Annotated in this window: 10 protein-coding genes; 2 read left to right on the forward strand and 8 right to left on the reverse strand. The window is 43.4% G+C overall.

The annotated features are described in order from the left end of the window. Positions 1–25: 25 nt before the first annotated feature. A complete protein-coding gene (locus ACPUYX_RS15100) occupies positions 26–367 on the forward strand; it encodes a YggT family protein (protein ID WP_426380455.1) in 342 nt (113 codons plus the stop codon). Positions 368–728: 361 nt separating this feature from the next. Here the strand turns inward: ACPUYX_RS15100 and ACPUYX_RS15105 are convergent, their stop codons facing one another. The 7 genes from ACPUYX_RS15105 to ACPUYX_RS15135 form a co-directional block, all read right to left on the reverse strand. Continuing rightward, the gene (locus ACPUYX_RS15105) at positions 729–2,072 is read right to left on the reverse strand and encodes an acetyl-CoA hydrolase/transferase family protein (protein ID WP_426380456.1); all 1,344 of its coding nucleotides are present in this window, start codon (positions 2,070–2,072) and stop codon (positions 729–731) included. A gap of 81 nt (positions 2,073–2,153) precedes the next feature. Then, entirely contained in the window at positions 2,154–3,311 is a 1,158-nt protein-coding gene (locus tag ACPUYX_RS15110) for a thiolase family protein (protein ID WP_426380457.1), read from the reverse strand. An 11-nt stretch (positions 3,312–3,322) separates the two neighbouring features. Continuing rightward, positions 3,323–5,704 carry a 3-hydroxyacyl-CoA dehydrogenase/enoyl-CoA hydratase family protein gene (locus tag ACPUYX_RS15115; RefSeq protein ID WP_426380458.1) on the reverse strand — a complete coding sequence of 794 codons (2,382 nt, stop codon included), beginning with the start codon at positions 5,702–5,704 and terminating at the stop codon, positions 3,323–3,325. A gap of 32 nt (positions 5,705–5,736) precedes the next feature. Next, a complete protein-coding gene (locus ACPUYX_RS15120; RefSeq protein ID WP_426380459.1) occupies positions 5,737–7,551 on the reverse strand; it encodes an acyl-CoA dehydrogenase in 1,815 nt (604 codons plus the stop codon). 278 nt (positions 7,552–7,829) lie between these two features. Further along, complete coding sequence (locus ACPUYX_RS15125) at positions 7,830–9,230, reverse strand: sigma-54 interaction domain-containing protein (RefSeq protein WP_426380460.1); 1,401 nt, start codon at positions 9,228–9,230, stop codon at positions 7,830–7,832. A gap of 196 nt (positions 9,231–9,426) precedes the next feature. Beyond that, positions 9,427–10,293 (reverse strand): 3-hydroxyacyl-CoA dehydrogenase family protein, encoded by an 867-nt coding sequence (locus ACPUYX_RS15130; RefSeq protein WP_426380461.1) that lies wholly within the window; start codon positions 10,291–10,293, stop codon positions 9,427–9,429. 292 nt (positions 10,294–10,585) lie between these two features. Continuing rightward, on the reverse strand, positions 10,586–11,365 hold the full coding sequence (locus tag ACPUYX_RS15135) for an enoyl-CoA hydratase/isomerase family protein (RefSeq protein WP_426380463.1): 780 nt from the start codon (positions 11,363–11,365) through the stop codon (positions 10,586–10,588). Between the two features lie 1,029 nt (positions 11,366–12,394). On the opposite strand from ACPUYX_RS15135, the gene ACPUYX_RS15140 reads away from it, so the two are divergent. After that, positions 12,395–12,991, forward strand: a complete 597-nt coding sequence (locus tag ACPUYX_RS15140; protein ID WP_426380464.1) for an alpha/beta fold hydrolase — start codon at positions 12,395–12,397, stop codon at positions 12,989–12,991. A gap of 78 nt (positions 12,992–13,069) precedes the next feature. Here the strand turns inward: ACPUYX_RS15140 and ACPUYX_RS15145 are convergent, their stop codons facing one another. After that, positions 13,070–13,618 (reverse strand): cache domain-containing protein, encoded by a 549-nt coding sequence (locus tag ACPUYX_RS15145; protein WP_426380465.1) that lies wholly within the window; start codon positions 13,616–13,618, stop codon positions 13,070–13,072. Positions 13,619–13,751 lie beyond the last annotated feature (133 nt).

Genomic DNA, 13,751 nt, shown 5'->3' on the forward strand with positions numbered 1-13,751 from the left:
TGTAGTAACATAAGGAGGCATAAAAATGGACGCTGCCCAAAAAACCGGACCGGAACATCTTAAAGCCAAGCAAATCGTCTATTATGTTTTAGGGGTTCTCGAAGTCTTATTCACCTTTCGCCTTATCTTTAAACTTCTCGGTGCTAATCCCCTTAGCCCTTTTGTTTCTCTCATCTATGCAGTAACTCAAGTGTTCTTAGCACCTTTTTCCGGAATTTTTCCTTCGGCTGTCACAAAGGGTCTGGAAACTCAGTCGGTGCTGGAATCGTCAACTATTATTGCTATGATTGTCTATGCAGTTCTGGCTTGGGGAGTCCTCAAACTTATTGATATAAGCCGTAATTCTCATAACGTCGAAAACCATTAAGACCCTGTCGAGATCGCAAAATGCGTAAGCGCCCCTCATAACGTGAGTGAACTCGTTCAGCTAAAGCTGAACATCGGGGCTTCAGATACAATAATGTCCAGTGGACATTATTGCCGAGCCGCCTTTCTCAATAGGATACTTAGCGGCGAAGGAGGACTCTACCCCACCTGAAGTCAACGAAGGACCCACCCCCACTTATAGAAGTAGGGGTCTTAAAAACTAGATAAAACCATACATAAAAAGTGGTATAATCATCCACTTATATGCATGGTTTTATTTATAAATCTTACAACTAGTACTGATAATTCAATTAAAAGTGAGTAATCAAGACTTCTATTCCTATTCTGCTGATATTCCTGTCTTAAATCTTTTTATTGCTTCTTCTCCAGATATTTAATGCTTGCGCTTCACGGATTAAATCTTCACGGAAATCTGGATGAGCAAGGCTGATCAAACGTTCAGCCCGTTGCCAGGTCGTTTGCCCTTTGAGGTTAACAATGCCATACTCTGTGACAATATATTGAACCACAGGACGTGTATCTGTTACCACAGCTCCTGTGGTTAAAAGAGAATTAATCCGAGAATGCATTTTCCCTTTGCCATCGGTGTAAGTTGAGGCCATGCATATAAAACTTCTTCCGCCTTTCGAATGATAAGCCGCATCAACAAAGTCTAATTGGCCGCCGGCTCCGCTGATCATGCGCGGACCGATAGTTTCCGAACATACTTGACCAGAAAGATCAATTTCCAAAGCATTATTAATCGAAACCAAATTATCGTTGCGGCTGGCAATATCCCGCTCATTGACATAGTCCACCGGATAACCTGCGGCCTGGGGATTATCGTCAATAAAATCGTAAAGTTTTTGCGTTCCGGCTGCAAAGGTATAAACGATCCGACCGGGATCAACTTGTTTTTTCCGTCCGGAAATTCGGCCGGCTTCTACCAAATCCACAAAACTATCAACCAACATTTCTGTATGGACTCCTAAATCCTTCAAATCAGACTTAGCAATCAGCTGCCCTAAGGCATTAGGCATGGTACCGATTCCCAGCTGCAGACAATCACCATCTCTAATATTCTCCAGAACGTATTTTGCTATTTGATGGTCAATTTCACCGGGATCATCGGAGGGAACCTGAGGCATGCCGGTATGACCGCCTTCAACAATAAAATCCACATCGGAAATATGAAGATAATGGCCATACCCTCCATGAGCGATTGGCATGTCTTCGTTAACTTCCAAAATAATAATTTTGGCTTTGCGCGCATTTGCCCAGTAATGGGAAATTGTCGGTCCTAAGTTAAAAAATCCGTGTTTATCCATAGGGCTGACTTGAATCATGGCGATGTCCATGCGCACATTCTCAAGAACATAGCGCGGAACTTCAGAATACTTGAGCGGAATATAATAGGCTCTCCCCATGTCATAATACTTCCGGTCGATAGCGCTAAAATGTGTACAATTCCAATTAAAATGCTCCCCTTTGGGATCAGCTTTCACAAATGCATGGGGACGCATCGTAACTCCGCCTAATAGCTGAATATCATGAAGTTCAGGGGCGCGTGCAGCTAAAGCCCGATCAAGAACAGGCAGTGTATTAGCTGCATAGGAGTAACCGATCCAATCACCGCTCTTAACAACACTTACCGCTTTTTCTGGGGAAACGAGCTTACTTTGATATTCTTTAACTGCTGCGGACATCTTCTTCCTCCTCATTCATTGAATTTCACTGGCAGCGCCCGCCAGAACTAGGAGGCAGGCGCTGTAAAAGAGGAATTTGCTTTACAGTAATTCGTAGATCCCTGCCGCGCCCATACCGCCGCCGATGCACATTGTGACCATTCCATACTTTTTCTTCCGTTTAATCATCTCATGAAGTAAGGTCGCAGTTAACTTTGCCCCGGTGCAGCCCAGAGGATGCCCTAAAGCTATGGCACCGCCATTAGGATTTACTTTTCCCGGATCAATGTCCAGCGTTTTAATGACCGCCAGCGATTGAGAAGCAAAGGCCTCATTTAACTCAAAGAGATCGATATCCTCCAGTTTTAAGCCGACTTGCTTGAGTACCTTAGGGATAGCCTTGATCGGACCGATTCCCATCAGTTCAGGTTCTACCCCGGCAACCGCAAACCCGCGCCAAACGGCTAAAGGTTTTAAACCAAGAGCTTTCACTTTCTGTTCGGACATCAACAGAGTCATTGCTGCGCCGTCACTCGTCTGGGAAGAGTTCCCCGCTGTGACTGACCCCCCGTTCTTAAAAGCGGGCCGCAGCTTAGCCAAAGTTTCTATAGTGGTTTCCGGACGAATACCCTCATCTTTCGCAAACCATTTCTCACCTGGTTTTCCCCAAGTCGGCAGAGGAATCGGAACAATCTCATCATCAAAACGTCCGCTGCTTTGAGCAGCCCAAGCTTTTTGATGGCTTTGTGCCGCGAAAGCATCCTGCTGGTCCCGGGTGACTTCATACTTTTGGGCTACATTTTCTGCAGTCATCCCCATTGAGAGATATACTTCCGGGGCATTAGCAAGCATATAAGGATTTGGAGCCGGTTTACTTCCGCCCATGGGAACCAAAGACATACTCTCTGCTCCGCCTGCAAGCATCACATCCGCTTCACCCAAACGAATCCTGTCTGCCGCCATGGAAATCGCCTGTAACCCTGATGAACAAAAACGATTGATGGTCACGCCCGGAACCTCAATGGGAAGACCTGCACGCCGGATCATAATTCTGGCCATATTCATCCCCTGCTCACCTTCTGGGAAAGAGCAGCCCAGGACAAGATCATCGATATCCTCCCTATTAAGGCCAGGAACAGTCTGAAGAACATCTTGTATTACATAAGCTCCTAAATCATCCGGTCGAACCTGTGCTAAGGCACCCCTGGCCGATTTTCCAACCGCAGTGCGTTTCGCTTGTATGATGTACGCTTCTTGCATTATTTTCCCCCCTAATTCCGTAATGGCTTGCCTTTAGTGAGCATATGGCGGATGCGTTCTAAAGTCTTCGCTTCCCCAAGCAAACTTAAAAAGGCTTCACGTTCCAGATCTAAAAGATATTGCTCATCAACGAGCATACCTGCCGGGCGATCTCCTCCAGTGATAGCATAAGCCAATTTGTTGCCTAGATGCCGGTCATATTCGGAGATATAACGCCCTTCAAGCATTCCATACATTGCCAGTTCCAGAGTGCCGCGTACACCGGACCCCGCAATTCTCACCTTCGTCGGCAAATTAGATCTGAAGTTGAGTGCTAGGTCAATGACCCGTGCTTTAGCATCCATAAGGATATGTTCCGGGTTCATGCTGTAACGATCGTGGTCACGCAAAAAACCGAGTTGACGAGCCTTTTCGGCACTGGTAGAGACCTGAGCCATGGCTATCACTTCAAAACGTTTGCCAAAGAAATAGTCCGGAATAACCTGAACTCCCGGCAAAACTCCTTCCATCGCCCGAACAGCCATTTCTTTGGTTCCGCCTCCGGCAGGAATCAAACCGACTCCAACTTCGACAAGCCCTATATAGGTTTCAGAAGAAGCCTGGATAGCATGAGAGTGCAGACATATCTCCGCTCCGCCGCCAAGCGTCATACCGAAGGGAGCTGCTACGACAGGCTTTTTCGCAAATTTCAACGCCATTGTCGCATTCTGTAATTGACGAATGCCCTGGTCCAGATCCGACCAGTTGCCTTTCTCTGCTTCGCGAAGAATATCCACGAGATTAGCGCCCACGCAGAAATTCTTACCCTGGTTGCCAATAACCATCCCTGCGTAATTTTTCTCAACCTCTTCTAGTGACTTATAGATCATCTCTACAACATCTGTAGTGATCGAATTGTTCGGGGAATGAAATTCCAAACAAGCAACCCCATCGTTCAAATCTATTAAGCTTGCACCGGCATTGCCCATAATAACTTTGCCTGTCTTGTAAGCGTCCTTCAGGAAAAAGGAATAACTGCTGACCGCTTTTTGACGATAGACGCCGTTGTCATAATAGGTGGTCTCTCCGGCTTCCGTTTTGCCATAGAAGCTCTCATATCCCTTCGAGAGCAATTCTTCCACAATTACAGGCAATTTGCCGCCTTCAGCAACAATACGGTCCGCCGTAACTTTAACACCGAGAGCATCCCAAAGTTCAAATGGACCCATTTCCCAGTTATAGCCCCAGCGCATGCCTTCGTCGATACCGGTGATATCCTCGGCAATGTCTTTAACTAAATTAGCGGCATAGAGAAGCGTTGGTTTTAAAACATTCCAAGCAAACTCGGAACCGACATCATCCCCGCTGACTAATGTTCGCAGCTTCTCGGACAGGTTTCTTGCCGCTTTTGCTTTATCCAGACAAGGAAACGACACTTTTTTGGGCGGGCCATAGGTCATGGTTTTGATATCTAAAACTTCTTTACCTTGAGGGCCTCTGGATTTTTTATAAAAGCCTTGCTTCGTTTTATCGCCTAACCAGCCGTTTTTCTGCATCGTAAAGATAAACTCGGGTAAAACGAAGTCATTCTTCTCCTCGGGAACACCATTGGCAACATTATTGTTGGAATGAATAAAGACATCCAGACCGACGAGATCGATCAAACGGAAGGAAGCGCTCTTTGGTCTTCCCATAGCGGGGCCTGTTAAAGCATCCACTTCTTCAACAGTTAGTCCTAAACGAAGCATCTCTTTCAGCAATACAGGTGAGCCGATGGCTCCAATGCGATTAGCTATGAAATTAGGTGTGTCTTTACACATAACCACACCTTTACCCAAAACACGCTCGCCAAACTCTTTCAGATAAGCAATCACAGGGGGTTCGGTATTGGGCCCGGGAATAATCTCTAAAAGTTTCATATACCGCGGTGGGTTAAAGAAATGGGTGCCGCAGAAATATCGTGTAAAGCTTTCCGGAAGTCCTTCCACCATAGCTTTAAGTGAAATTCCTGAGGTATTTGATGTGACGATCGTCCCCGGACGAACAACAGCAGCTATCTTTTTAAAGAGATCCTTCTTAACATCGAGCCGTTCAACGACAACCTCGATAACCCAATCAACCTCACTTAAGCGTCCTAAATCATCGCTTATGTTACCTGCCTCAATTCGTTCTGCAAACTCCGGAATCAGGAGCGGGGCAGGATTCATCTTCAGCAGCTTAGCTTTATTTTGTTCTGCAATACTATTTCTGACCTTTTTGTCCTCAAGGGTTAATCCGGCCGCTTCTTCCTTGGCCGAAAGCGTTGACGGGACAATATCCAACAACAGACTTGGTATCCCGGCATTGGCTAAATGGGCGGCGATAGTGCTTCCCATCACGCCTGACCCGATTACTGCAACTTTATAAATCTGCATTTATATCCTCCTCTCGTTTCTGTTAGCTAACCTTAAAAGGCTGCTTCTGGGATATCCATAGCCGAAGTATCAGCTTCCTTAATAATTCGTACTGTCGCCGCCACGTCTGGCACAATATTAAGAACGTAAAACTTCGCCGACTGAATTTTCCCCTTATAGAAGGCCTGATCACCAGTTCCTTGAGCAAGCTTTTCTTGAGCTACTAATGCTTGCTGCATTAACAAACATCCTCCATATAGTTCAGCCGTAATGCGCAAAATTCTCGTGCTATAGAGTGGAACCAGCCTGATATCTTCCTTAAAATAACCCAGCATGGTACCCACAAGATCTTGATAAGCCATTAACGCTTTTCCTAAAACTGCAAATTCGTGGGCAAAAGTATTATGATTTTGGTTGGTCTGTACAAATGCCGCCAATTCCATCATCCACTCTTTAAAAATACTGCCATTGTCCAGTCTCCACTTACGGCCTACAAGATCCATGGATTGGATAAAATTAGTACCTTCCCAAATCGAATAAATCTTTACATCCCTGGCTTGACGCGCAATAGGGTATTCTTCGGTATAGCCATAGCCGCCTAAGACTTGAATAGCTTCGGTAATCATCAGCCACCCTTGATCTGAGCAGTATGCCTTAACCAAAGGCGTAATAACTTCAATCGAACGTTTAGCTTTACGGATATCCTCAGGATCATCCCCATGTTGAATTAAATCCAGATAATAATAGCCCTTAAAGATCATGGCCCGCATAGCTTCCAAGGTCGCCTTCTGAGTTAATAACATACGCCGAATATCTTCGTGTTGAATAATGGGTACACGATCGCCTTTGGGATTGGTAATGGGACGCCCCTGAATGCGCTCTCTGGCATAATTAACGGCATTGTTATAGGCTACTGTCGCCACAGCCAGAGCACTATGCCCGGTATCCATCCGAGATCCATTGATCATCATGAACATTTGCGCCATACCTTGGCCAACCCCTTTTTCATCAGGAACAATACCCAACAGAATGCCTCGGCAATGGCCCTCTTCGCCAAAACTGAGTACTGCTGTTGCCGAACCTTTAAGGCCCATTTTATGTTCGATCCCCACAGTAGCGACGTCATTGGGGTCACCTAAACTCCCGTCTTCCTTGACCCAAATTTTAGGAACGATAAATAGGGACAAGCCTTTGGTACCGGGAGCAGCTCCATCAACACGGGCCAGTACCAGATGAATTATGTTTTCCGTTAGATCATGGTCTCCTCCGGTAATAAAACATTTAGTGCCCTTAATTTTATAAACTAGAGGTTCGTCAGTGGGATAAGCTTTAGAGGTCATATCCCCCACATCAGAACCCCCTCCGGGTTCAGTTAAGCACATTGTACCTTCCCAGACACCTTCAAACATTTTTGGGGTATAAAGGGCGATTTGTTCCTTAGACCCGAAGGCCTTGATCACAGCCGCAATACCGCCGCTTAAGCCAATATAGGGGGACATGGACGGATTAGCCCCGATAATATATTCACGAACAGATTGATTAAGGATTTCCGGAAGGGCTCCCTCACCATCCACATCATTGTTGCTGGCGCCCCATCCGTTGTCATGGAGGAATCTGAAGGCCTTGTGAAACGATGGCGGAACAGTCACTTTTCCATCGTTAAATCTTGCCCCAATCGTATCGCCATCATCATTTGTGGGAGCTACCACGTCTTTACACACTTTCAGGGATTGATCGAGGATTCCATCGACATCCTCAATGGAGAGATAATCCCGATAGCGCTTTAAGCCTAGAATCTTTTTTCCGTCCAGCCACTCTTTGATAATAAATTTATGATCCTTATTGCTGTAAATAAAATTACTCGCCAAAAAACTCACCCTTTCCATAAAATAGTAGTACTATACAATGACTTCTGATATTGATCATCTTTTTTGATCAAGGCTTGGCTTTACACTTCCTTTTCCAAGAAAATTAAATATTCTTAATAGTCTTATAAGCAATAACCATGCCAAATAAAAAGGCCTTCTAAAGAGCGTATAATCTTAGAAGACTCAACAAAACCTGTATGAATTTGAAACAAAAAATAGTTCCTTTCCAAAACTATAGTGCGTAAAACGTACAATACATTGTTTAATAGTCATCCCGCTCAGTTAATCCCATAACGATGTAATTTATCGTAAAATACTCGCCGAGAAAATCCTAATTCTTTCATTGCTTTTGTTCGATTATTATTATTGTCTGCTAAGGCCGAAAGAATTAGTTCTTTTTCCAAGGCCGCCACAATTTCCTTTACTGTTTGAGACTTATTCCTGGCGCTTAACTGGTCATCATTAAGGTGGAGAATTTGTTTCGGCAAATGATACATTTCTATAGTTGTACCACTGCAAACAATACTTGCGTGTTCGAGTACATTTTGTATTTCTCGAATATTGCCCGGCCAGTCATATTCTTGAAAAAATCTCAGCACTTGAGAAGAAAGCGATAGTTCATGACCTAATTCACGAGCAAAACGATTCAGAAAGGTTTTAGCTAAAGCTAGGATGTCATCTTTTCGTTCTCTTAGCGGAACAAGGTTAAGAGGAACAATATTTAAACGGTAATACAAATCCCGCCGGAAAGTACCTTCTTGAATCATGCTTTCCAAGTCCCGATTTGTCGCTGCAATCACCCGGATATCAACTTTAATCGTTTTAGTGCCGCCCACTCGCTCGATCTCTTTTTCTTGCAGGACACGCAATAATTTTGCCTGCATGGTAATACTCATATCACCGATTTCGTCCAAAAATATGGTACCGCCGTGAGCCAGCTCGAACTTACCGAGCTTTCCTCCCTTTTTAGCGCCTGTAAAAGCGCCGTCTTCATATCCAAAAAGTTCACTCTCAATTAAATTGTCCGGTATCGCAGCACAGTTTACTTTAATTAACGGCTTATCTTTTCTTCGGCTGCTGTTATGTACTGCCTTGGCTAAAACCTCTTTACCGACACCACTTTCTCCTCGAATTAGTACGGTACTATCTGTTTTGGCAACCTTGGCCGCTAAGACTAAGGTTTCTTTTAACGTGCTGTTTTGTCCTACATATTCTTTAAAGGAAAGAGGAAGTTGCTCCCATTGTTGTAACTGCTCTTTTAAATAATCGGCTACGCCTCTTGTCTGCTCCAACTCACGGCTCAATTCTATAACTTCAGAAATGTTTTTAAAGATTGAAACACAGCCCATGATTCTATGGCCATCGTTTAAAAGGAAGGAACTTCCTATAACATCAATTCCGAGCGAGTCCAAATAGTCCCTCCCCATATGACAGGACTTTCCGCTGCGCATTAACGTTATCGCTTCAGCCTTAGGTTCGATCTGATCCAACCTGCGTCCTAACACTTTTTCTACAGGTACCCCTAGTATCCTTGCGTAAGCTTCGTTAGCGTAGACTATGGTCGTATCCGTGTCAATAACAAGTACTACATCATGAATGTTATCCATAATTCGGAATAAAAGTTCTCGATTCCATTGCGGAAAATTACTGCTTTTAACAGCGTGGATTCCCGTACTCATGTTTATCCCCCACTTGTTATCCATCTTTTAGCACTATTATATAGAATGAAAAGGAACATAGTAAAGTGATAATTTCAAATAGTCAAAACATTTTGGGCCTTGCACACGAAAAGGGAGCTTTTGGATAAGCTCCCTATACCATTATCATTAGTTCTTTAAGACCTAGCTGAATGCAAGAGGGCCAGCGCTTACTTCTTCAGGAATACTCGTAAAACCCTTTACCCGTTTTGCGTCCCCATTCGTTCTTAATATACTTTTCTACAATAATGGGTGAAGGACGATCGGCCGGGTCACCGGTTGCTTGAAAACGCTCCATACTGATATAATAGCTCAAATCAATTCCGGTTAGATCCATTAAACGGAAAGGTCCCAGGGGATGACCCAAGGCATTCATCACTGCAAGGTCAATCTCTTGGGGTGTGGCAATTCCCATGTCGGCAATGAATATCGCCTCTTGAGCTAAAGCCGATAATATCCGATTAACCAGAAACCCATAAATTTCTTTCTTAAGCCAAACACCGATCTTGCCCAGTTTAGCACTTAAGTCCATAGTGATTTGCGCAGTTTCGGCAGAGGTATGAGGTCCTTGAACAACTTCCACCAGTTTCATAACTAAGGCAGGGTTGAAGAAATGCATGTTGCATACTTTACCGGGCCGCTCCGTGGCATCGGCAATCTTCGAACTGACAATATAGGAACTATTAGTGGCAAGTATCGCCTGCGGCGGAGCAATTCGATCCAAATCAGCAAAGAGTTTTCGCTTGATATCCATTTTTTCCACAGCTGCCTCAATAACAAAGTCAGCCTTTCCGGCAGCTTCTTCTAAACTCACAGTAAATTTCAGCTTCGCTAAAGCACAATCTGCCTGCTCCTGCGTTAATTTCCCTTTACTCACTCGTTCTGGCAAATAAGATTTGGCGAAGGCCTCCGCTTTGTCCAACATATCTTGACTTATATCCGTGCAGGCAACGTTATAACCGGCTAAAGCGCAGCACAAGGCAATCTGATGCCCCATGTTGCCGGCTCCGACGACACAGATTGTTTTAATGTCTTCTAACTTCAATCGGATCATCTCCCTATCAATAATATGAACAGCTGCCATAACTTTCATTATGAAATGCGTCAGTTACAATTTGATACGAATGAATCATCGTCTAAAATGATGTGAACCCTCGAAGCAAGGTATAGGAACCTCTCCCACTTGTAGAAATGGGAGTCTTACGCTTGGGTGAACTCGTTCAGCTAAAGCTGAACATCGGGGCTTCAGATAGGGACTCTACCCCACCTGAAGTTAACGCAGGACCCACCCCCGCTTATAGAAGTGTGGGTCGGGATTGATTCTTAGAATAGGTAAATTATTTCCCATGGAAATTTGGTTTTCGTTTTTCCACAAAGGCTTTCATTCCTTCTTTTTGGTCTTCAGTAGCAAACAATAAACTAAAACATTTATGTTCATACTCTAAGCCTATCTCCAGGTCCATACGCTGTCCTTCATTAATGCATGTTTTCGCCAGACTTAAGGCCACGGCTCCTCTGGAAACAAATTTTTCAGCCATTTTTCGGGCCCATGCCAATACTTGATCTGGAGGAACCACTTTATTCACAAGGCCAACCCTTAAAGCCTCCTCAGCATTAATTAGATCTCCGCTGAAGATTAATTCCTTCGCCTTACCGGCTCCGATTAAGCGCGGGAGACGCTGAGTCCCTCCGCCGCCAGGTAAAATCCCCAATTTAATCTCCGGCAGACCAAATTGAGCATTATCGCCGGCAATACGAACATCAGCTGCCAAGGTCAATTCACATCCACCGCCAAGGGCGTAACCATTAATGGCTGCGATGACTGGCTTAGGCATGTTCTCAAGCCGCTCAAAGGCTATCTTCGATGGCCTGAGACCTGTTGCAACACCAACAGCGCCTAATAAGGCCATCTCCTTAATATCGGCCCCTGCTGCAAATACTTTATCACCGCCGGTAATGATGACTGCTCGAACTGAATCATCAATAGACAAATTTTCAGCTGCCTCGGCCAACTCATTAAAAACCTGACTGTTTAAAGCATTCAGCACGTCCGGACGATTTAAGATGATGGTTGCAATTCCTTCTTCGATTTCCACAAGTATTGTTTCGAACGTCAATTCCACTACCTCCTAAATTGTTTTAGATTAAGTCGGTCAGTTGTCCTCCCCTCTTTACCAGCAAAAAATCTGTTCAGTCATTTCCATTACAAAAACCATGCCAGTTTACAATTAAACGTTAAAAGAACCTTTTTTGACCTAGGGAACTCGTTCAGCTAAAGATGTACCTCGGGGCTTCAGATACAATAATGTCCAGTGACATTACTGCCGAGCCGCCTTTACCAATAGGAGTACTTAGCGGCGAGTCATTGATTTTTGGTTTTGAGACATTAGGTTAAGTAATCTCTTACAATATGTATGAAAATAAAACGAAATGCGGCTTAAATACTCAATTTAAGTTTCAAAAGTAAACTATTCCTGCCTGACCTATTTAGTTGAAATGGCTATTATCACATCATGATATACTGCTCAAATCTAAGCATGACTATATAAATCAAAAACCTCTCTAGACCGGCATGTGAGCATAGAGAGGTTTAGAACTTGTATATAATTGATACTAAAACACTTCCATTCCAAATAGACATGTGTTCTAACTAAGCATTCCAAACAAACGTAATTTTTAAACTCGCGCGCGATAAGGTTAGGCTAATAGCCTGAACTTAGTCTGTCTTATAATTTTGAGTCAAAAGGTACGCTTGAATCTATTAATCGTTTCTTGTCATATAATCAATAAATAATACAATGGCAGCAGCTATTAACATAAAAGTCAATTCCCAGATCATTGGGATCCCTCTTTTCAGGTTTTATTTTTATTACCTAATAAAGAAATCCTGACTTATAAGGAGCTGAATTTATACTGTATTCTATGATTCTCATTGCATTTTTGCGAGGACTTAAACCTTTAGCTTAATCTAAGGCAAAAAAATACCCGCCTGACCGGCGGTTTGAAGTATGATTAGTATCTAAAAAATAAATATTAAGAGTATTACTATAAGACTCTTTTTATTTTCTTAAAGGAGAATTTGTTAAATTGGAGAAATGTTTTTAATCCCAAATTTGGTCATTATAATTAGAAAAGAGGTTATTCTCATGACTATTCCTGTCGACAAGTTTGTCAATTTCCAAGGCAGCATGCTTCATTATCTAATTTGCGGTGCTGAAAATCCCGGCAGTTGGGTTATCTTGCTCCATGGCAAGCGTTTTTCCGCCAAGGACTGGAAAGAATCTGGTCTTCTTGCTCGGCTCGAAAAAGAAAATTGTAAGGTCCTCGCCTTGGATCTTCCGGGTTATGGAATGTCAGAAGGGCTTCCGGCGGAAATGAGCTTTGAGGATTTTCTTTTTGCGTTTTCAAAGCAGCTTACCCTGCCGGCCTTTCACCTGATTGGGCCCTCCTTCAGCGGTGAAATTGCTTTAAAAGTTGCTATTAAGTACCCAGACCTGCTTTTATCATTAACTTTAGTTGACAGTATTAACGTGGACCAATATGAAAACCAATTAAATGAAATAGCAGCCAAGACCCTCATTGTTTGGGGAAAAGAAGATCAAATTGCGCCATATGACTTCGCCTTACTTCTAAAAGACAAGATAACTAACAGTCAATTATTAACCTTTGATCATCTCGGCCATACTTGTTATTTCGATGATATGGCAACATTCTCCCAAAAACTTTTAACCTTCCTGCGTTAAGATCCATAACCATTAAAACCTCTCCGCTGCAAAAAGAGCAGAGAGGTTTTAAAATTGTATACAATTTATACAAAACTCCTATTGATGTGGGACAGATACCGTCAACACGGCTAACGTTTTACCTCCGGTTTGGAAAGGAATATAGACTTTGAGATAATCACTGCTTAAGGAACTTGTTGCCTTACCGCTTTTAAGAACTTCCCCAACTTTTTCAGGTGTTGGAAAACCTTTCAAGACCCGTTCCGTACCTTTTTTAACGCTGGAGGAAATTCTCTCTTCCCCAACAAAAATTGAGACGCCCATGGTTCCTGGAAATAGAGTTTCTATACCGTCCACTATTTTATAGTGACCGTTTTCAATGTAATTTCCCTTACTTAAAGTAGTTCCGACAACCTTCCAATCGCCAGGGTAGTTTTTAGTCAACCAACCATTGATTTTAGATTCTACAGCTTGTTGACTTCCGATATCGCCGGCTGTATCAGAGGCTTCCGCCGGATGGACTTCCGTAGGTTGTGCACTTGTCGGCAGAGGGGTTGAGGTTGAGAGTTTCTGATTCTTGCCACAGCCCGTTAGAGAGAGCATTACAGACACAATCGCAGCGGTGATCAGCCATTTCTTTAGTTGCATAGTTTCCTCCTTAAATTATACGACGTTAAATCCAGAACCTATCCTATACTTTATCCAAAACGAGTTGTATAATATGCGGGCTAACCCAGAAAAACTAAGGAAATTTAAAGGTAATTCCTTTAAACTAAAACAT

The organism is Desulfosporosinus sp. SYSU MS00001 (assembly GCF_049943955.1).
Taxonomy (GTDB): Bacteria; Bacillota; Desulfitobacteriia; order Desulfitobacteriales; family Desulfitobacteriaceae; genus Desulfosporosinus.